Raw genomic sequence first — 20,326 nt, 5'->3', positions numbered from 1 at the left:
ATGCCTGTAAAACCGCTTTTTTACGCTGCCTTTACTGTTGTTATGGTAATGCTGGTAGCGGCCTGTTCAAAACAAGATGAACATGCATTTTATAATAGCGGTTTAGTCTATTGCTCTGAAAGCAATCCAGTGACGTTTAATCCTCAGTTAGATACGTCTAGCACCACAACCGATGCGTCATCGCATCAGTTGTATGACAGGTTACTCGATTTCGACCCTGATTCTGGCCGTATCATACCGAGTATTGCGAGTAGCTGGTTGGTCTCTGATGACGGCTTAACGTATACTTTTCAACTCAGAAAAGACGTAGAGTTTCATACTACTAGCTATTTCACGCCGAGCAGAAACTTTAATGCCGACGATGTCATTTTTAGTATTGATAGGTGGCGACTTACTTCACACCCTTACCATTACGTATCTGGCGGCCGTTACCCGTACTTTGAAAGTTTGGGGCTTGCACAGAATATCGCCTCTGTTGAACGGGTAAACGGGTACAGGGTAGAAATAAATCTAAAGCGCAGAGACAGCTCTTTTTTAGCGAATTTGGCTACGGACTTTTCGGTGATGTTGTCACAAGAGTACGGTGAGGCATTGTTACAACAAGGTCTGCCTAATCGTATCGATCAATACCCTATTGGTACAGGTCCATTCAAATTCGAAAACTACCGAAAAGATCACTACATTCGCTACCAACGTCACCAAACGTATTGGGGTGAGCAAGATAATGCGGAACGTTTAATTTATGATATCACCCCGAAGAGCTCGTTGCGTTTGGCTAAGTTAATGACCGGTGAATGTGACGCGACGGCTTTTCCAGCACAAACTGAATTAGAGGTTATCCGCTCTCGCGACGATTTACTATTGGCTGAAAAGCCCGGTTTGAACGTGGGATTTTGGGCATTTAATACCCAGCGCCCACCTTTCGACAACCCTGATGTTAGGCGCGCGTTGGCCGCGGCTATCGATAAAAACACGCTGTTAGAAGCGGTTTATTTCGACAGTGCTACCCGTGCTAAAACGTTGCTACCCGCCGCCAGCTGGGCCTTTCAAAACGATGCGGATGATACGGCTTACAACCCTGTACTAGCGAGAAAGCTGCTTGAAAATGCAGGCGTGGAACCTGGGTTTACCATGACCATATGGGCCATGCCTATTGAGCGTGCTTATAACCCTAATGCAGCGAAAATGGCAGAGCTTATCCAAAGGTATCTTCGAGATGTGGGCGTTATCGCCACTATTGTTAGTTACGACTGGGCGACATTTAGACGCCACTTGCAAGAAGGGCTACATGACTCGGTATTAATAGGCTGGTCGGCCGATAATGGCGATCCTGATAATTTTTACCGACCATTACTTAGCTGTGGCGCCATACCCTCTGGAACTAACCGCGCCATGTGGTGTGATAACGATTATGATGAACTTTTAGATAAAGCGTTGCAGACAGAAGACCTTGAAGCGCGGCGTTTAATCTATCAACAAGTGAATAGACTGCTTTACGAGCGATTGCCATTAGTGCCTATTGCCCACGCATATCGTTATCAAGCCTATAGAAATGAACTTGAAGGCATGACCATAAACCCGTTTGGCGGTGTTAGATTTGGCGGAGTAGGTAAATCACTGTGATTCAAATATTATCGCGATACGGTGTATTGTTTATCTTAACCCTTTTGGTGTTAACCGCCATGTCATTCTCGCTGGTGTATCTATTCCCCGGTGATGTACTAGAAAACCTTACCGGAATTGTGCCGCAGAACGAGATACAACGTGAGGCGCTTATGCGCCAATTTCGACTAGACCAACCCTACATAGTACAGTTTTTTTACTATTTATCGTCGTTGTTACAAGGCGATTGGGGTTACAGCCTAGCATCAGGATTGCCCCTTAGAGAAGAAATTGGTATCGCCATGCCCGCTACTATCGAGCTCAGCGCCTATGCAATGTTGATGGCACTTTTCGTTGGCATCCCCTTGGGATATTACGCAGGGCTTAAAAGTTACTCTACCACCGACCACACTATCAATGCACTGAGCATTACAACGTATTCTTTCCCTGTATTTTGGCTGGCACTCATTCTAATCCTATTTTTTAGTTTACATCTTGATATTGCCCCTTTGTCGGGTCGAATTAGTTTATTGTTCGATATTAAACCTGTAACTGGCTTTGTGCTTATAGATATTATGCTAGCAGAGGGTATCGATCATGGGCTTGCCTACCGGGATGCTATTTCTCACCTTGCGTTGCCTACAGTGGCAATAGGCGCAATAACAACCGCTTCAATGGTGCGTATTACCCGTCGTTCGGTCATTGATGTTATTCACCGCCCGTATATTGTAGCCGCTCGTTCTAGAGGTGTGTCTGAATGGCAGATTTTCTTTAGGCATGTATTACGCAATGCGTTACTGCCTATATTGCCCTTGATGGCAATTCAAATTACCACACTCATCACCAATGCCATGATAGTAGAAACTTTATTTTCATGGCCAGGTATTGGTAGCTGGTTAATTCAAGCAATTTATCAACGAGACTTCCCTGCGCTTCGTGTAGGAATGTTGGCTGTATCAACCCTCGTTATTACGTTAACAATTATGGTCGACTTGTTTAACCGCATTATCGATCCTAGCCGAGAAAAGTACGAACGTGCCACAGTTTAGTTTATACGAAGAGGAGTTTCATCCATCTCCCTGGCAGCGCACTTGGGCAGCTTTCCGTAGCAGCCACATTGCGATTGTTGGTCTTATTTTGCTTGGTTTCTTTGTGATTTTTTCGTTGTTCGCACCTGTGGTTTCACCCTATAACCCGGCGGAACAGAATATAGATGCGTTACTTATTGCCCCAAGTTGGGAAAGCAGTGGGTCAATAACCCATTTGTTCGGCACCGATCCCCTTGGCCGCGATGTTTTCTCTCGTATTATTTATGGCTGCCGCACTACATTAGGGTCGGGGTTTCTTATGGTAGTGCTTGCCATGCTTATTGGCGTGAGTATTGGAACATTTGCAGGTATGTTACGGGGAGTGCGTTCAAGTATTGTGAACCACTTGCTAGATGCCTTAATGGCCATTCCAACTTTGCTAATTGCTATTATTATCGTGGCAATTCTTGGCACAGGGTTAGTCAATAGCATGTGGGCTATTACCCTTGCGCTCATTCCACAATTTGTTCATCGTACGCGCACATTTGTGCGCGCTGAAATGAAGAAAGAATACATTATGGCCTCGAAATTAGATGGGGCGAATAAATGGCAATTGTTTGTGCATTCTATTCTTCCTAACATGACAGAAATGCTTGTGGTGCAAGGCACTGTGGCACTATCGATTGCGGTTATCGATGTATCTGCACTCGGCTTTTTAAATTTGGGAGCACAATCACCTTTGGCCGAGCTTGGCGCTATTTTGGGTGATGGACTTGATGTGGCCTACTTAGCGCCTTGGAATGTAGCATTGCCTGGGATTGCGATTTTCTTATTGGTGTTATCGATAAATATTGTGGGGGACGGACTACGTTCTGCACTCAGAAAAAGAGTGAGCCACTAATATGCCCATGCTAGATATTAAAAATTTAACCTTAGAAATGGTGGATGGTGACACCACCATTAAGGCTCTCGACAAGGTAAATTTAACCGTTAATACTGGTGAAATTAGAGCTCTGGTGGGTGAGTCTGGCTCGGGGAAAAGCTTAATAGTGTCTGCCATTTGTGGTGCCCTGCCCTCGCAGTGGAGAATGACCGCAGATCGCATGAGCTGGAACGGTGAAAACCTATTAAGTATGTCTAAATATCAGCGCAGAGAAGTGATGCGCCGAGATATTGCTGTTGTATTTCAAAATCCTCAAACTAGTTTAGACCCCTCTGCCACTTTAGGTGAACAGCTTGAAGAAAGTATTCCCGATGAATTTGTGGAAGGCTACTGGTTTTGGCAACGTGCGCAACATAGAAAACGCATAGCCATAAGCACAGTACACAAGGTGGGCATAAAGCAGCACAAGCATTATTTAAATGCCTATCCACACCAAATTCCCAGTGATATTGGGCAAAAATTTATGATCGCCATGGCCTTGGTATCTCAGCCGAAACTGTTAATTGCTGATGATCCCACCCGTGGGATGGAGCCAACCACTAAAACGCAAATTCTTAAGTTATTTACTCGTTTAAACCAAACCCGTTCATTAAGTATTTTGTTTGTGAGTCATGATTTGCTGGCTATTGCCAGTATGTCACATTCGATGACGGTGCTTTACGCTGGGCAAACGGTAGAGTCGGGTAAAATGAAGCATATAAAGAAACGCCCGCTTCACCCTTACACCAAGGCGTTGTTAGACAGTGCGCCGAGCTTCAGGAAAGATTTACCCCCTAAGTCACAACTTCCTACGCTGGGCGGGTCTATTCCTACATTGCAGCATTTACCTATTGGGTGCCGGTTAGGCCCACGCTGCCCCCGAGCACAGCGTGCTTGTGTTTCTAGACCTGCAGTAAGATATATTCACGACCATACCTATAACTGCCACTTTCCGCTGCATATGGAGAAGTTATGACAGATATTATGCAGGTAGATGGATTAACGTTTAGGCATAACGATAAGAAACGTTGGCTAAAAAAGCCTGAGATATTTGAATTAGGGCCTATCGATCTGACTGTACAGCGTGGCGAAACTATCGCGATTATTGGTGAAAACCGCGCAGGTAAGTCACTGTTAGCCAAATTACTGGTAGGGGCTATCCCTGCTGATGAAGGGGTTATTGAACTTAATAGTCACAAATATTTGGCGAAATACAACCAACACAACAATCAACAAAAACGCACCCACGACATTCGTATGATATTGCAGCACAGTAGTGAGTCGATGAATCCTTCTGTGCCCGTGGGGAAAGTGCTCGACGAACCTCTTCGTTTAAACACAGAGTTAACGGAAGTGGAACGTAAATCCCTTATTGAAGAAATGCTGACAAAAGTGGGCTTGCTACGAGAACATTATTATTTTTATCGTCATATGCTGTCTGACGGCCAACAACAGCGTGTATCCCTCGCGCGCGCCATTATATTAAAGCCGAAAGTCCTTATAGCCGACGAACCGTTTGCGGCCCTAGATCCGTCTATACGCTCGCAAACGGTAAACCTTATTTTGAAGCTACAACAAGAAATGGGGTTGGCATTTATTTTTATTAGCCATAATTTGGGAATAGTTCGACATATCGCCGATCGGGTCATTGTGATGGAAAATGGCAATATTGTAGAAGAAGGGAAAACAGAAACGATTTTTCGTTGGCCCCAACATGCCATTACTAAAAAACTCATTGTGGCTTATCAGTCGTTAATTACGAACAATACCATTAGTTAGCGTTAGATGAGGTTGCTTTGAAGGTGCTTGAATTATTTCTATAACGCCCCTTACATTGCGCTTTAAATAAAAAATGCGGCCTAGGCCGCATTTTGCTATCCATAAGAGCGAGTTTATTTAACCTCACCCTGTTGCCAATTATAGTAAGAAGGCTTTCCCATTAACCTACTAGCGCCAGCAAGATACCCGCAGCAACAGCTGAACCAAGTACCCCGGCCACATTGGGCCCCATGGCATGCATCAATAAGAAATTATGAGGGTTTGCTTCAAGTCCAACTTTATTCACAACCCTAGCTGCCATCGGTACCGCCGATACGCCAGCGGCACCAATGAGTGGATTAATTTTACCGCCACTCATTCGGCTCATAAGCTTAGCCATTAACACGCCTGTTGCCGTACCAATAGCAAACGCTACAGCACCTAAACCAAGAATACCCAAGGTTTCAACGGTTAAAAATTTCTCTGCAGAAAGCTTTGAACCTACCGCTAACCCTAAGAAGATAGTGACAATATTAATTAGCTCATTTTGCGCTGTTTTGCTTAGCCTATCTACTACACCACACTCTTTCAGTAAATTACCAAAGCAAAACATACCCACTAGAGGCGTTGCTGAAGGCAAAAACAAAATTGTGAGGAACAGTGTAGCCAGTGGGAAGATAATCTTCTCACGTTGCGATACAGGGCGTAATTGCGCCATTTCTATGGTGCGTTCTTCCTTGCTGGTTAAGGCTTTCATAATCGGTGGCTGAATAATAGGTACCAGCGCCATATATGAATAAGCTGCGACCGCAATAGCCCCTAATAAATCGGGCGCTAATCGAGAGGCCAAAAAGATAGCCGTTGGACCATCGGCACCGCCAATGATAGCAATCGCACTGGCATCTTTGAGGGTAAACTCAAAGCCAGGGATCATGTTGAGTGCAATAGCACCGAACAAGGTTGCAAAGATACCAAATTGCGCAGCAGCCCCTAACAGCAACATTCTAGGGTTTGCAATTAACGCACTAAAGTCCGTCATCGCGCCCACGCCCATAAAGATAAGCAGCGGGAAAACCCCAGTATCTATACCGATAGCATAAATGTAATGAAGCAGTCCTCCCGCCTCTGAAAATCCTGCCAATGGGATATTGGTTAACAAGGCACCAAACCCAATAGGGATTAACAACAGCGGTTCAAACTTTTTCACAATAGCTAAGAACAGCAATAGAAAACCTACTGCCATCATTATCAACTGGCCTGACTCAAAATGCGCCAGTGCAGTGCTGTCCCACAGCACCATCAACTTATCCATGAATTACCCCAGCGCAATAAGTGGTTGGGCACTGGCTACGGCATCGCCTTCACCTACAAGTACTTCACTAACGGTACCGGAAACCGCAGAGCGAATTTCAGTTTCCATTTTCATGGCTTCCAAAATAATAACCACATCACCTTCGTTCACTACATCGCCAGCTCGCACAAGTATTTTAAACACATTGCCAGCCAACGGCGCGTTAATGCTTTGGGCACTTTCACTACTACCAGCAGATGCCGGCTGAGGTGCTGCTGTAGATGGCTGACTTGGCGTTATGCTAGATAATTCCCCCGATGCAGCTACTTCAACATGGTATACCTTACCTTCAACTTTTACATCGTAAGCCGCCGGTGCCCCCGTCGCTGAAGCAGGCGCCGCCGCTGGCGCACTTGTTGCTACATCGGCCTCTGAGCCAGGTGCAGGTTCAAATGCGTCAGGATTGCCACGATTCTCTAAGAACTTCAGCCCTATTTGTGGGAACAAGGCATAGGTAAGCACATCGTCAATCTTAGCATCTGACAGCGTAATGCTTTTCTCAGATGCTAACTTAGTAAGCTCGGTTTCAAGGCTCTCTAGTTCAGGCGCAATATTATCTGCCGGGCGACAGGTAATGGGCTGACCACCATCTAACACACGCTCTTGTAACTCTTTGTTCACTGGCGCAGCCGTAGCGCCATATTCGCCCTTAAGGACACCAGCCGTTTCTTTGGTGATGCTCTTATAACGTTCACCGGTAAGTACGTTCAATACAGACTGCGTACCTACAATTTGCGACGTTGGGGTGACCAACGGAATAAAACCTAAATCTTCGCGTACGCGAGGAATTTCTTTTAGCACTTCTTCAAACTTATCTTCAGCGCCTTGCTCTTTTAATTGGCTTTCCATGTTGGTTAACATGCCGCCAGGTACTTGAGCTAGCAAGATACGGGCATCAACCCCTTTCAAGCTACCTTCAAATTTACTGTATTTTTTGCGCACGCCACGGAAGTAGCTGGCGATTTCTTCAAGATCGGGTAATGACATGCCCGTATCTCGTTCTGTGCCCTCTACAATAGACACCATAGTTTCAGTCGCGGTATGACCGTAAGTCATACTCATTGAAGAAATGGCCGTGTCGAGCATGTCGATGCCAGCATCAATGGCTTTTTGGTAAGTGGCCGTGCTCAACCCTGTGGTGGCATGGCACTGCATAGCAATAGGCACACTGACGGTTTCTTTCAACCCTGTAATTAAGACTTCACAATCGTAAGGCTTTAACAGCCCCGCCATATCTTTTACGCAAATAGAATGAACACCCATATCTTCAAGTTGCTTAGCCATATCTAGCCAAAGCTGAAGGTTGTGCACTGGGCTCACGGTGTAGGAGATTGTGCCTTGCGCATGAGCACCGCTGTCGACGGTGGCTTTAATCGCAGTTTTCAGATTACGCATGTCGTTCATAGCGTCGAAGATACGAAATACATCAACGCCATTTTCATGTGCTCGCTCGACAAAGCGCATCACTACATCATCAGCATAATGGCGATAGCCTAATAAGTTTTGACCACGCAACAACATTTGTTGCTTCGTGTTTGGCATTGCCGCTTTAAGCTTGCGAATGCGATCCCAAGGATCTTCCCCTAAATAGCGAATACAGGAATCAAATGTCGCCCCGCCCCAAGATTCAACAGACCAAAAACCGGCTTTATCCAGTTTTTCGGCAATAGGCAGCATATCTTCTATACGCATACGCGTAGCAAGTAGCGATTGATGGGCATCACGCAAGACTAGCTCGGTTAAGGCCAGTGGCTTAGACATGGTAACTCCTGAATGATTTGTTTAATTAATTTTTATTGGCTTGACGATGAGTATGAACAGCAGCGGTAATAGCAGCAACAACCTTACCATCGATACCAGCTTGAACCGCTTTTCTTCGAGGTGCAGCATACTGCGGTGCAGCTTCGCCAGGGAATGCTTCACAAAACTTTGCAATTAGGTGAATTCCGACGATTAGCAATGCTAAGAATGAAAAAACAAATACCATTCCTATAAGCATCAGTGAGCCGGCTTCAAACAGCAAACTGGTAACTGATTCTGTTTCCATGGTGAACTCTTCAAAAATTTCGTTGTGAATAAGTATCATGTGAAGTTGTAAAACACAACCCAAAAGCAAGTGAAATGCATATAAAATCACACTTTATGCTATTAAATACCAATAAACTAACTATTTATGCTACGCCAATGGATATATTTTCACAAAACATACCTAATGAACTCCTGTGGTTTCCGTGAAATCCATATCAAGTTGTTTAGCGAAATTTTTAGCATGCATGGCAACGAGCTCTAATTGGAAGTCGTTCTCATCTTGAGGAGTATAAGAAGGTACATGAACCGGACGACCTTCCTTATCAATCGCCATGAAGGAGATGAAGCAGCGATTGGCGACTGTCATCTTACTTTCTGTTGCTTCACCAGAACTAACAGAAACATAGATATGCATACTAGAGGTACCTGTGTGCACAATAGAGGCGGTTAACTTTACCAGTTGCCCCACTTTAATTGGTTTAATAAAACGAATACCGTTGGCTGATACAGTAACGCAATATTCCTTCGACCACTGCGCCGCACAGGCATAGGCCGCCTGATCTATCCACTTCATCACCACACCACCATGAACATTACCACCAAAGTTCACGTCGGTAGGTTCCGCTAAAAATTGAAATGTTATTGTTGCAAGTGACATTAGTACTACACCTTCATAGAGAAACTGCTGTTTTCAAATGTTAGTTCATAATTCGAACAGGAGTTAGTGCAAGGCAGCGATAGGAGACTAAAGTGTATAGTTAGGTTGAAGCGAATTGTGCAGATTTGTAAAAGAATAGAAAGTTAATCAGCAGAAATAAAAAAACCCACCAGATGGTGGGTTTTCTTATATGGCGCGTGTGGAAGGATTCGAACCTCCGACCGCCTGGTTCGTAGCCAGGTACTCTATCCAGCTGAGCTACACACGCGCAATAAAACTTTTGTTGACCGTCACACCATCAACGAACAATGGCGGAGAGGGAGGGATTCGAACCCTCGATACCAGTATTAGGTATGGTTCCTTAGCAGGGAACTGGTTTCAGCCACTCACCCACCTCTCCTTAAGTGGTGCCGCATTTTACGGATTCACTGGCCGGAGTCAAACCTTTTTTAGATAAAAATGTTTACTCGCTGTCATTTTGTACGATTCGTACAAAAAACCTGTGTTTTGGTTAGGTTATAATCAAATTCTAGCGGGTTAATTTTAGATTGCACGCACTAATGCGAAATGAACCTTTTTAGTAAATTTCGAAAAAAAACTACTTTTATTGAAATTAATTTTAAAAAAGGCCCAGAAACAAAAAAGGCCAGCATAAGCTGACCGATTTTTGTGCAGAGATTGATTACTCAGCCGTTCCAGGTTGTCCACCCTTCTCAGCTTGAATTCTCATGTAAATCTCTTCACGGTGCACAGAAACTTCTTTTGGTGCATTCACACCAATTCGGACCTGATTCCCTTTAACACCTAGTACAGTGACAGTTACATCATCACCAACCATAAGTGTTTCACCAACTCGACGAGTCAAAATAAGCATTCGCTTGCTCCTGTTCCTTAATACTGAACATATCCTTAATTACTCCGCCACTCATCGGCACGACCCGACGGTAGCAACAGTGATTCCATGTTTCTGTGTCACTTCAAAAACTCACTGCAAGTTTCAGATTTGATTATAGCTTATCTTCTAACCAAGCGTTAACTGATTCTAACGCAGTGCTTAGATGCTCTGGCTTATCGCCACCCGCTTGAGCCATATCAGGGCGACCTCCCCCTTTTCCGCCAACCTGTGCGGCAATAAAGTTAACCAGCTCGCCTGCTTTCACTTTACCGGTAAGGTTTTTCGTCACCCCAGTGATAAGATTGACCTTATCTTCACTTGCCACACCTAATACTACGATGCCTTCGCCAATTCGGTTTTTAATATCATCCATCATTGAACGCAGTGATTTTGCTTCAACACCTTCCAACTTAGCAATAAGTACTTTTACACCATTTATTTCAATAGCGTTACTAAGCATATCAGCACCTTGCTGACTCGCCAGTTTTTGTGTCGCAGAAGTGAGAGATTTCTCTAATTCTTTAGTATGAGCCTGCACCGCAGCAACACGTTCAACCAGGTTTTGCGTATCGGCTTTTAACAAACCAGACAGCGCTATCAGCGTTGCTTGCTGGTCTTGAACATAGTGTAGCGCTTGCTCACCGGTAATTGCTTCTATACGGCGTACACCTGATGCTATACCCGCTTCGCTGGTGATTTTGAATAAACCAATATCGCCAGTACGGTTAACATGCGTTCCACCACATAGTTCTACAGAGAAAGGCCCCATAGTGACTACACGTACTTTCTCGTCGTACTTTTCACCGAATAATGCCATTGCGCCTGATGCTTTGGCTTCATCTAAATCCATTAGTTGGGTTTTCAACGCATGGTTTGCACGAATTTCTTCGTTAACTCTGCGCTCAACCTGAATAAGCTGAGCGGGTGTTACCGCTTCAAAGTGAGAGAAGTCGAAACGCATACGCTGCGCTTCTACTAATGAACCTTTTTGCGTGACATGGTCACCTAACGTCTCGCGAAGTGCTGCGTGAAGTAAGTGTGTAGCACTGTGATTCTTCTTCACAGCATCACGGTTTGAATTATCAATCGCAGAAGTAACTCGCTCACCTTTTGTAATGGTGCCCTTCACTTTCCCTTTATGCGCAAAAGCATTACCCATTTTTTGGGTATCGGTAACAACAAACTCGCCATTTGCTACCCGAAGCACACCCTTATCACCAGACTGTCCACCACTTTCAGCGTAGAAAGGCGTTTGGTCTAATACTACGACCCCTTCCTGACCGTCTTCTAAACGCTCACAAAACGCATTATCGGCAATAAGCTCTACAATATTTGCTTCGCCTTCAACATCACTGTAACCCGTGAATGATGTCGCATGGTCTACAGTAAGCGCATTGTTATAATCGGCACCAAAGTTACTGGCTTGTTGCGCACGGGCGCGCTGCGCCTGCATTGCACTTTCAAAACCATCCACATCAATTTTTAAATCGTGCTCACGGGCAACATCGTTAGTTAAATCTGTGGGGAAACCGTAAGTATCATAAAGCTTAAACACCACGTCACCTGGAATAGTATCACCTTCAAGGGTTTCTAGCGTATCGTTTAGCATTGCCATACCACGGGCTAAGGTTTTACTAAACTGCTCTTCCTCTACTCGTAATACTTTTTCAACTACCGGTAATTGGTCTACAAGCTCTGGGTAAGCTTCACCCATTTCTTTGCTTAGTGCCGATGCTAGTTTGTAGAAGAAAATATCGCTGGCACCTAACTGGTAACCATGACGTACTGCACGGCGAATGATGCGGCGAAGCACATAGCCTCGGCCTTCATTAGAAGGCATTACGCCATCACAAATTAGGAAGCTACAAGAACGGATGTGATCAGCGATAACCCGTAAAGATTTATTCTCTAAATCTTCGCTGCCAACAATTGTAGCCGCAGCTTGAATTAGGTTTTGGAATAAGTCGATTTCGTAGTTGCTATGCACGTTTTGCAAAATAGCTGAAATACGCTCAAGCCCCATACCGGTATCGATAGACGGCTTAGGCAATGGTTCCATCGTGCCATCAGCTTGCTTGTTGTATTGCATGAATACCAGGTTCCAGATTTCGATGAAACGATCGCCATCTTCTTCTGGTGTTCCTGGAGGCCCGCCCCAAATATGCGCCCCATGGTCGTAAAATATTTCTGAACACGGACCGCATGGCCCCGTGTCACCCATAGACCAGAAGTTATCTGATGTACTGATACGGATTATCTTTTCTTTGGGAACACCAATGTGGTTTTCCCAAATATCAAAGGCCTCTTCGTCTTCTGAATAAACGGTAACCAGAAGCTTTTCTTTGGGAAGGCCGATTTCTTTTGTTAAGAAATTCCATGCAAACTCAATGGCTTCTTTTTTGAAATAATCACCAAAACTGAAGTTACCTAGCATTTCAAAGAAAGTATGGTGACGGGCGGTATAACCAACGTTTTCTAAATCATTATGCTTACCACCAGCACGAACACAGCGCTGAGAAGAAACCGCACGGGTATAACTGCGTTTTTCCGCACCTAAAAACGTATCTTTAAACTGGTTCATTCCCGCATTAGTAAAAAGAAGGGTTGGATCATCTGCTGGCACGAGAGACGAGCTAGCCACGGGCTGGTGACCATGACTCTTGAAATAATCTTTAAACTTTTGGCGTAAGTCAGCAGTTGATAATGTCATTGAAAACCTAACTTCCTTAATACATTGAATGAAAATGTGCGGGATTGATGCCACTGGCAGATTAATCGTTCTATCAATTGCCTAGTTTAAGGTGCATTTCATACCCTCGCACGGATGTGCGCAACAATACCATGGTTAGCGCTTTTTTGTTAAGCCCATAGCCTGCTCTAGCAGTATAAATAAGCCCTTTTATACCCGTTATAAAGGGCATAAATGAATTTTATGCGATTTTTATTCACCCTTGACGGCAAATTCGATGTGTTCGCTATAAAAACCTCGATATTGGAGAAACTGCTTTTGCTTCATCAGTAGCTTAAAATCGGTTTCTTTGAAGTGGCCAAATTTTTTATCTTTAACCCATTTTGCTTTTTCAAACCAGTCAGGTTCTATTTCATCAAGGGCGCGTTCAGCGGCAAGTTCATCTACCCCGTATTGCTGCAAATCGAGTTTAATTTTTCTTGGCCCAGAGCCCTTCATATACAGAGCGCGGGCACGACTTTCGGCAAACCGCTCGTCACTTTGAATATCTGCCTCCCTAAAGGCTTCCAGTACAGGCATAAAAGCATCACTTTCGATGCCTTTTTGTGAAAGCTTGCGGCAAACCTCTGAAAAGCTATGCTCTCGTCGTGCAAGCATGCGGGTAATCGCGTCGGTAATGAATTTCCTGTCAAATTCTGACATTTTATTAATCGAAACCTTCTTAAAATACTTTTCAATCTCGTTATATTACTATTAATGGTAATCTTTAGCGTCGTTGAACGAAAGTGAATAAAGTAAACGTAAGCATGGAATATAAGGTAAAAGTTGTCAGTGCGGTGTCGGATGTTCCCCAAGCTACATGGGATGCGCTTGCCGAAGGCGAAGGCCCATTTTTACGTTACGACTTTTTAAATGCGCTAGAACAAAGCGCGTGCTGCGATGAAGCGTCAGGCTGGATACCGCAGCACCTTTTAATTGAGCAAGTGCCTATTAATGACCAAGCCTCGATTAACGAAGAGACACTCTCCGCGTCAGTTGAAAGCACGGTAATAGCCATTATACCCGGCTATTTAAAAACGCACAGTTACGGCGAATATGTATTCGACCATTCATGGGCAAATGCATATCATCAACATGGTATTCCTTATTACCCGAAATGGGTTGCCGCTATTCCTTTCACGCCGGTCTCTGGTTCGCGAATACTAACGCATGAAAAGGCGCCCTTTAGTGACGCGCTTTTAGCCCTTATTTCTCAAACCGTGCAGTCCATGGGCGAAGAAGCCGTCTCTTCCTGTCATTGGCTATTTACTAATAGCCGCACTCAAGCGTTACTCGCCAATCATTCAGGCTTGCTCACCCGCTACGCCGTTCAATTTCAATGGCACAATTATCAATATACCAATTTCGACAGTTTTTTGAATGCGCTAACATCACGCAAGCGCCGAGACATGAAAAAAACACAGCGAAAGCTTGTTGAACAAGGCATTCACTACCGCCATTTAACCGGCAGTGAAATAACCGATGAGGTCCTCGATTTTTTCTTGCAGTGTTATCAAGCAACGTATTTAAAGCGCAGCGGGCATACAGGCTACTTAAACGAGACGTTTTTTCGGCAGTTACGTAACACCATGGCCAAGAATATGCTTATTGTCACTGCATACAAACATGACTCTCCTATAGCCAGCGCTTTGTTCTTTTTTGATGATACTGGCTTATATGGCAGGTATTGGGGCGCGTTAGAGGAAGTCAGCGGCTTACATTTTGCGTGCTGTTATTTTGAAGGTATTGCTTTTGCCATTGAAAAAAAGCTTCCACTTTTTAACCCCGGCACTCAAGGCGAGCATAAAATCCTTCGCGGGTTTGAACCTATCTACTGCCAATCGCAACATGAACTATTTTCGGCCCCCTTTCATGATGCTGTAGCATCATTTTTACAACAAGAATCAGAACATATTGTGGCTTATTTCAATCAGGCCCAAGATGTTTTACCTTTTAATAACGATATAACACCTACCCTTAAAACGACAAACACCCCTAATCCTTTATTAGCGGTGAATAATCATAATGAGAAAACGATATGAAACAAAAACTACTCGCGCTAGCCATAGCAGCATCGCTGGGTTTAGCAGGCTGTGGTCAGCCAGAACAAAATAAACAACAAGCAGCTGACAAGATGGCGATGGAAGAAGAAATGGGTCAGGCTGAACTCGGTTCATTTGGCGTAGATTTATCTGCCCGAAACGAAGCGGTTAAACCTGGCGATGATTTCTTCATGTACGCTGGCGGTACCTGGTACGACAATTACGAGCTTCCTGCAGATAAAACCCGATTTGGTGCTTTTACTGCCCTGGCCGAGCGCAGTGAAGAGCAGGTTAAAAATATTATTGACGGGTTAATGGAAAAAGAAAACTTGAACGCTGATGAGCAGCTTGTTCATGATTTCTTCGTCGCCTATATGGATGTAGAAACCCTTAATGAAAAAGGCCTTACACCTATTTCTGATGTGTTGTCCTCTATTGATGCTATTGCTTCAACTAAAGATTTGACCGAAGTATTTGGTAAAAGCTGGCTCACCGGTGCTAGCTCCCCTATTGATACTGGCATGTGGTACAACCGTTTAGATCCTAATGAGTACCAGCTTAGCGTTGGTGTTGGTGGCCTTAGCTTACCCGATCGCGATTACTACATTAGCGATCACGAAAGGTTCGTAAAAATTCGTGAAGCTTACCTTGCGCACATTGAACAGATGTTAAACTTTGCAGGCGTTGAAAATACCGCAGAGGAAGCAGCCACTATTCTTCAACTTGAAACCGAAATAGCAAACATCCAGTGGCCGCGTGAAAAACGCCGCGACCGCGACCTTACATTGAATCAAATTGAACGCAGTAAACTTACCGATGCTTATCCTCAATTTGATTGGGACACTTTTCTAGCACAAACCGGCTTTCAAGCCCCTGAACTTAATATCACCCAACCTGAGCCTATCAAAGATGTCATTGATATTATCAATGAGACCAGCCTTGATGACTGGAAGGCTTACCTGACTTACCACACCATTAAAAACAACGCAGGCTTACTATCGGAAGATATTTATTTAGCCAACTTTGATTTCTATGGCACTACGTTAAGTGGTCAGCAAGAGCCTCGCCCTCGCTGGAAACGAGCTGTCAGCCAAATGGCTGGTACTGAATCTTTAGGGTTTGCTATTGGTAAGATATACGTTACTGAGTACTTCCCAGAAAGTTCGAAAGCACAAATGGCAGAGCTGGTTGAAAATTTACGCACTGCACTAAATGAGCGTATCGATAACCTTGATTGGATGGGTGAAGATACCAAGGTTAACGCGAAAGAAAAGCTTATGGCGTTTCGCCCTAAAATTGGCTACCCCGACAAATGGCAATCTTTCGACGGCCTAACCATTAACAGCGATGACTTGGTAGGAAACGTGCGCAACCTTAGAGAATTTTTCAAAGCTGAAGGCATTGCGAAAGAGCTAGAAAAAACCGACCGTGAGCGTTGGGGCATGACCCCGCAACGGGTTAACGCGTATTACAATAGTTCGTTTAACGAAATTGTTTTCCCTGCCGCTATTCTTCAGCCGCCGTTTTTCGATCCTAACGCTGATGCCGCAGTGAACTATGGCGCAATTGGTGCGGTTATTGGCCATGAAATGGGCCATGGTTTTGACGATCAGGGCTCTAAGTCTGATGCTAATGGTATTCAGCGTAACTGGTGGACTGACGAAGACCGCGCGGCATTTGAGAAAAAAGCCGACATGTTAGCCGAGCAATACAACCAATATGAGCCGATTGAAGGTAACTTCGTTAATGGCCGTAATAGCTTAGGAGAAAATATTGGTGATGTAGGTGGTTTATCGATGGCTTATCATGCTTACAAACTAAGCTTAAATGGTGAGGAAGCGCCGGTTATTGATGGCCTAACTGGCGATCAGCGTTTCTTCCTTGCATGGGCACAAGTGTGGCGTGAAAAGCGTACAGAGGAAAGCATGTTAAACCAGCTACGTGGTGGAACGCATGCTCCGGGTCGTTACCGTGCACAAGCCCCACGCAACCACGACGCCTGGTATGAAGCTTTTAACGTGCAACCTGGCGATGACTTGTATCTTCCGCCAGAAGAGCGTGTTCGTATTTGGTAACGTAAATTGATACCCATGCGGACGTTTGGTCCGTGTGGGCTTCGTTGATGACAGTAATTTTTAATTGCAGCTTTTATGACTAAAGGCTTTTAACGTCACCTTCGCTTTTAACGTCACCTTCCCGGCGACTTACATACCGATTTTACTGGTAATAAGACACCGGTTTATTGATATTGAGATAGCACCAATCGTACATAACGCTTAACTGCATTGCTTGCCTTAGTCACATTTTCCTTAGTATTTTGCTCTTCACCTTCAAGGGCATTACGTAACCAAAAACCATCAATCATGGCTGCGGTAGACAATGCTGCCTCTTTCGCATGCTCCCTAGGAATAAGCTTTGTAAAACTATAAGTTAGGTTGCTTTCTAATCGTTTGTGGTTAATGCGCTGAAGTCTATGTAAGCCCTCATTATGTAACGACAAAGCCCAAAAGTTTAGCCATGTATTCGTTGCCGATGACTCTTGCTGCTCAACCGAAAAGTTGCTTTCTATAATGGTGTCAATACGCTCTAAATGACTACTAAAACTCCCTTGGAGTTTAAGCTTTTCAAGCAGGTATCGCATAGCGGCTTCAATTAACCCCTGCTTACCACCGAAGTAATGGCTAATAATACCGCTTGAAAGACCCGCTTGTTTGCTAATTAAACTAATTGTGGCGCTGTGAAACCCGTACTCAGCTATGACCACCAAGGTGGCATCAATTAGCTGTTTCTTTCGAATGGGCTCCATTCCTACTTTAGGCATGTAACTACTCCATACCGTATGAACCGCTGTAACGCACTCGAAATGTGCGTTACAGCAGCTCGTCTTACAGTGACTTAAAACGTTAAACGCGCATTAATGGCAACCGCGCGTGGCGCACCTATCCAAAATGCATTAGGGGCAATGGTAGACGCATAATCTTCATCTAGCACGTTGTTTACGGTTAAGCGAACTTCAAGTTCTTCCATTCCTTGACCTATATTGCTAATGTAACCACCAATATAAAGGTCGCTAACTAAATAGTCATCTACTTCAGCCGTATTGTAAATATCGATGAAACGAGAGTCGACATACTTTGTCGATATACCTGCGAAATAATTGTTTTTACTCCAGTCTAGGCTAATAACTGCCATGGTATCTGGCGTACCAATAACCGTATTTCCTTTTACGGCTACCAGTGAAGACTCAGCGTTAGTAGTATCGGCAATAGCGGCTTGTGCGCTAGCCAGTGAGTCATACTGCGTACCCGTGCCACCAATGGTTTCAATGTATTCCGACTCGCTTAATGTTAGTGACGTAAATACAGTAAGGTTATCGGTAATCGCAAAGTCTGCAGACATTTCAAAACCGCTAGACTCAATACCACCCACATTTCTATATCCACCTGCCGCGGCTTCTAAGAAGTCGATGCCGCTAGCAGTTTCATTGCTGGTGAATTGAATGCGGTTATTAAACTCAATGGTGTAATAAGTAATATTAGCATTGAATTTAGCACTTGAATAACGAAGACCCACATCAATGTTCTCTGCGGTTTCTGGTTCAATGAAGCGTAAATCCGTGTCGTCGCGTTCAAGTTGTGCATCTTTAATTGAAGCGAAGTTTTCACCGTAACCAGCGAAGAGTTCCAAGCCATCTACTGCGATAGGCGCAACAAAACCGGCAGAAAATAGCGTGTCAGAATCAGAATTAACATCTAGGTTGTTAGCGCTGTCGAAATTATCGTTTTTAGCAATATCAACGTTGAAACGCTTAGCGCCTAGACGTACTTTCGCTACCCCGAAATCAATTTCGTCTTCTACATAATACATTAGAGTATCAACTGGGAAGCTGCGGTCATACTGTACCCAGTAAGGCGAGTTATTAAAATCGTAACCAATCACTGAGTCGGTAATTTTATGCCAATCTCGGTATTCATCACGCTCATAATCTTCCCACCATAAACCAAAGCGAAGCGTGTTATCGAATTCACCTAACTTAGCGTACCAGATACCATCTGCATTAAAACCGATACGTTCTTTGTTGTAGTGGGTGTGTCGGTATGAGCCAACGGGAATTGCACCTTGTTCATGACAGCTTGGATCGTACTGTGCGCCCGCGCCACCATAAGGAAAAGTAATTGAGCTTGCGCAGCCAGCAATAGGAGAAAGCTGCATGCCATCGCGGTCGACAAAATAAATATTGCCAAGTGCGCTCCCACCGTAAACCGTATTCCCATTGACCAACTCTGAATGACCTTCAGTGCCGTCATCTTTTACGTCTACAAGGTAAGGCGGTACCCAATCACCACGCCCTTCGTTCTCATGATAATAGGCACTAGTAGAAATATCGACCGCGCCAACAGAGAATTCAGCTTTTAAGTAAGCCAATAGGTTTTCCCGTAGCGTAGACCAGCCTCGACGATAAGATTGATCTTGGTAAGGAATTCCCGTCCACTCGCTGGTAAGCTGATCCCAGTCAGGGTTTTGCGCATATTGTTCCAGGCTATAGATACGCTGGTAGTTATCTTCATGGGTATCGTCATACGAGACGTAACCAGTTAACGCAACGTTTTCCACCATAGAGGTAACTTTCAGCGCTAGATGGTCACGGGTGTTTTCAGCTACCTGATCCATGAAATCACTGCTTTCTTGTGTAGAAAGACTAATCCAGGCATACGTATCTTTTAAGATCTCGCCAGTGTCATAACGCACATAGTATTTTGACGCATCAAATTCACCCGCCGTAACACTCGCAACAAAGCCTTCTTCCTCACTAGGATTGATAGTAGTGAAGTTTAGGGTGCCACCCAGCGCTTCGTGAGAGCGAGAAGCAATATCGGACGTACCTTGCGATACTTCGATGGTTTGTAAGTTTTCGGTATCGATATAGCGGTTTGCTTTAGCGCCACCGCCATAATTTGAATTTCCGTTGGCAATACCATCTACTGTCATGCCAATTTGTTGTTCGTTTAGGTTAACTTGAAAGCCACGAATAACAATAGAAGTGGACCAATCATCGGCCCCAAATGTGTCCCCTTCGTTAATTAACACACCCGGTAAGTTATCTACCACAGCAAGCACACTGCTTAAATTAGCTTGTTGTTTTTGCATATCTTCAGAGGCGGCGTTATTAGCGTATGACACGCTTCGGCCAACAACTGTAATTTCTTCTATTTCATTAGATTTATCTTCGGCTATAGCTTCGGCGTGGCTATTCGATGTGCCTGATAAACCGGCCAGCACACTAAGTGCAATAAGATGGTAACGCGTCATGTGT

16 protein-coding genes and 2 tRNA genes are annotated in these 20,326 nt (G+C 44.4%); 7 read left to right on the top strand and 11 right to left on the bottom strand.

The genetic code is table 11. The annotated features are described in order from the left end of the window. The 5 genes from KYS23_RS02495 to KYS23_RS02475 are packed head-to-tail and all read left to right on the top strand — an operon-like array spanning position 1 to position 5,331. On the top strand, positions 1–1,623 hold the full coding sequence (locus tag KYS23_RS02495; RefSeq protein WP_218395489.1) for an ABC transporter substrate-binding protein: 1,623 nt from the start codon (positions 1–3) through the stop codon (positions 1,621–1,623). Then, the gene (locus KYS23_RS02490; RefSeq protein ID WP_201299238.1) at positions 1,620–2,651 is read left to right on the top strand and encodes an ABC transporter permease; all 1,032 of its coding nucleotides are present in this window, start codon (positions 1,620–1,622) and stop codon (positions 2,649–2,651) included. Before KYS23_RS02495 ends, KYS23_RS02490 begins: the two co-directional genes overlap by 4 nt. Then, complete coding sequence (locus tag KYS23_RS02485; protein WP_159529434.1) at positions 2,638–3,531, top strand: ABC transporter permease subunit; 894 nt, start codon at positions 2,638–2,640, stop codon at positions 3,529–3,531. The genes KYS23_RS02490 and KYS23_RS02485 overlap by 14 nt, the downstream gene beginning before the upstream one ends. Position 3,532: 1 nt before the next feature. Further along, positions 3,533–4,528: a peptide ABC transporter ATP-binding protein gene (locus tag KYS23_RS02480; protein WP_218395491.1), complete on the top strand. Its 996-nt coding sequence runs from the start codon at positions 3,533–3,535 to the stop codon at positions 4,526–4,528. Beyond that, entirely contained in the window at positions 4,525–5,331 is an 807-nt protein-coding gene (locus KYS23_RS02475; RefSeq protein WP_159529430.1) for an ATP-binding cassette domain-containing protein, read from the top strand. Before KYS23_RS02480 ends, KYS23_RS02475 begins: the two co-directional genes overlap by 4 nt. Before the next feature lie 160 nt (positions 5,332–5,491). On the opposite strand, the gene KYS23_RS02470 is transcribed toward KYS23_RS02475, so the two are convergent. The 9 genes from KYS23_RS02470 to KYS23_RS02430 form a co-directional block, all read right to left on the bottom strand. Next, complete coding sequence (locus tag KYS23_RS02470) at positions 5,492–6,622, bottom strand: sodium ion-translocating decarboxylase subunit beta (RefSeq protein WP_013785060.1); 1,131 nt, start codon at positions 6,620–6,622, stop codon at positions 5,492–5,494. Positions 6,623–6,625: 3 nt separating this feature from the next. After that, positions 6,626–8,422 (bottom strand): sodium-extruding oxaloacetate decarboxylase subunit alpha, encoded by a 1,797-nt coding sequence (oadA, locus tag KYS23_RS02465; RefSeq protein ID WP_218417991.1) that lies wholly within the window; start codon positions 8,420–8,422, stop codon positions 6,626–6,628. A gap of 25 nt (positions 8,423–8,447) precedes the next feature. After that, entirely contained in the window at positions 8,448–8,708 is a 261-nt protein-coding gene (locus tag KYS23_RS02460) for an OadG family protein (protein WP_159529426.1), read from the bottom strand. A gap of 162 nt (positions 8,709–8,870) precedes the next feature. After that, positions 8,871–9,347 carry an acyl-CoA thioesterase gene (locus tag KYS23_RS02455; RefSeq protein ID WP_159529424.1) on the bottom strand — a complete coding sequence of 159 codons (477 nt, stop codon included), beginning with the start codon at positions 9,345–9,347 and terminating at the stop codon, positions 8,871–8,873. A 191-nt stretch (positions 9,348–9,538) separates the two neighbouring features. Then, positions 9,539–9,615 (bottom strand) — tRNA-Arg (locus tag KYS23_RS02450). A 41-nt stretch (positions 9,616–9,656) separates the two neighbouring features. Continuing rightward, positions 9,657–9,747 (bottom strand) — tRNA-Ser (locus KYS23_RS02445). Positions 9,748–10,029: 282 nt separating this feature from the next. After that, the gene (gene csrA, locus KYS23_RS02440) at positions 10,030–10,221 is read right to left on the bottom strand and encodes a carbon storage regulator CsrA (RefSeq protein ID WP_013785064.1); all 192 of its coding nucleotides are present in this window, start codon (positions 10,219–10,221) and stop codon (positions 10,030–10,032) included. A 133-nt stretch (positions 10,222–10,354) separates the two neighbouring features. Then, positions 10,355–12,952 (bottom strand): alanine--tRNA ligase, encoded by a 2,598-nt coding sequence (alaS, locus tag KYS23_RS02435; RefSeq protein WP_218417990.1) that lies wholly within the window; start codon positions 12,950–12,952, stop codon positions 10,355–10,357. 231 nt (positions 12,953–13,183) lie between these two features. Further along, positions 13,184–13,633 (bottom strand): regulatory protein RecX, encoded by a 450-nt coding sequence (locus KYS23_RS02430; protein WP_159529420.1) that lies wholly within the window; start codon positions 13,631–13,633, stop codon positions 13,184–13,186. 104 nt (positions 13,634–13,737) lie between these two features. Here KYS23_RS02430 and KYS23_RS02425 point away from each other — a divergent pair, with 104 nt between their 5' ends. Together KYS23_RS02425 and KYS23_RS02420 are read left to right on the top strand one after the other, a co-directional pair. After that, the gene (locus KYS23_RS02425) at positions 13,738–15,012 is read left to right on the top strand and encodes a GNAT family N-acetyltransferase (RefSeq protein WP_218395495.1); all 1,275 of its coding nucleotides are present in this window, start codon (positions 13,738–13,740) and stop codon (positions 15,010–15,012) included. After that, the gene (locus KYS23_RS02420) at positions 15,009–17,087 is read left to right on the top strand and encodes a M13 family metallopeptidase (RefSeq protein WP_159529416.1); all 2,079 of its coding nucleotides are present in this window, start codon (positions 15,009–15,011) and stop codon (positions 17,085–17,087) included. Before KYS23_RS02425 ends, KYS23_RS02420 begins: the two co-directional genes overlap by 4 nt. A 164-nt stretch (positions 17,088–17,251) precedes the next feature. Here the strand turns inward: KYS23_RS02420 and betI are convergent, their stop codons facing one another. Further along, complete coding sequence (gene betI / locus KYS23_RS02415; RefSeq protein WP_232370582.1) at positions 17,252–17,833, bottom strand: transcriptional regulator BetI; 582 nt, start codon at positions 17,831–17,833, stop codon at positions 17,252–17,254. Between the two features lie 74 nt (positions 17,834–17,907). After that, positions 17,908–20,322: a TonB-dependent receptor domain-containing protein gene (locus KYS23_RS02410; protein ID WP_218395498.1), complete on the bottom strand. Its 2,415-nt coding sequence runs from the start codon at positions 20,320–20,322 to the stop codon at positions 17,908–17,910. Between the last annotated feature and the right edge of the window lie 4 nt (positions 20,323–20,326).

Source organism: Alteromonas lipotrueae (assembly GCF_019249255.1).
GTDB classification, from domain to species: Bacteria; Pseudomonadota; Gammaproteobacteria; order Enterobacterales; family Alteromonadaceae; genus Alteromonas; species Alteromonas lipotrueae.
The sequence above is the reverse complement of the archived record's forward strand: the minus strand, read 5'-3'. Positions and strand labels throughout refer to the sequence as shown.

What these genes read in the sequence shown, in the direction of transcription:
- csrA (WP_013785064.1), bottom strand. Translation starts at nt 10,221, where the DNA reads ATGCTTATTTTGACTCGTCGAGTTGGTGAAACACTTATGGTTGGTGAT.
- KYS23_RS02420 (WP_159529416.1), top strand. Translation starts at nt 15,009, where the DNA reads ATGAAACAAAAACTACTCGCGCTAGCCATAGCAGCATCGCTGGGTTTA.
- KYS23_RS02425 (WP_218395495.1), top strand. Translation starts at nt 13,738, where the DNA reads ATGGAATATAAGGTAAAAGTTGTCAGTGCGGTGTCGGATGTTCCCCAA.
- KYS23_RS02430 (WP_159529420.1), bottom strand. Translation starts at nt 13,633, where the DNA reads ATGTCAGAATTTGACAGGAAATTCATTACCGACGCGATTACCCGCATG.
- KYS23_RS02455 (WP_159529424.1), bottom strand. Translation starts at nt 9,347, where the DNA reads ATGTCACTTGCAACAATAACATTTCAATTTTTAGCGGAACCTACCGAC.
- oadA (WP_218417991.1), bottom strand. Translation starts at nt 8,422, where the DNA reads ATGTCTAAGCCACTGGCCTTAACCGAGCTAGTCTTGCGTGATGCCCAT.
- KYS23_RS02470 (WP_013785060.1), bottom strand. Translation starts at nt 6,622, where the DNA reads ATGGATAAGTTGATGGTGCTGTGGGACAGCACTGCACTGGCGCATTTT.
- KYS23_RS02460 (WP_159529426.1), bottom strand. Translation starts at nt 8,708, where the DNA reads ATGGAAACAGAATCAGTTACCAGTTTGCTGTTTGAAGCCGGCTCACTG.
- alaS (WP_218417990.1), bottom strand. Translation starts at nt 12,952, where the DNA reads ATGACATTATCAACTGCTGACTTACGCCAAAAGTTTAAAGATTATTTC.
- KYS23_RS02475 (WP_159529430.1), top strand. Translation starts at nt 4,525, where the DNA reads ATGACAGATATTATGCAGGTAGATGGATTAACGTTTAGGCATAACGAT.
- KYS23_RS02495 (WP_218395489.1), top strand. Translation starts at nt 1, where the DNA reads ATGCCTGTAAAACCGCTTTTTTACGCTGCCTTTACTGTTGTTATGGTA.
- KYS23_RS02480 (WP_218395491.1), top strand. Translation starts at nt 3,533, where the DNA reads ATGCCCATGCTAGATATTAAAAATTTAACCTTAGAAATGGTGGATGGT.
- KYS23_RS02410 (WP_218395498.1), bottom strand. Translation starts at nt 20,322, where the DNA reads ATGACGCGTTACCATCTTATTGCACTTAGTGTGCTGGCCGGTTTATCA.
- betI (WP_232370582.1), bottom strand. Translation starts at nt 17,833, where the DNA reads ATGCCTAAAGTAGGAATGGAGCCCATTCGAAAGAAACAGCTAATTGAT.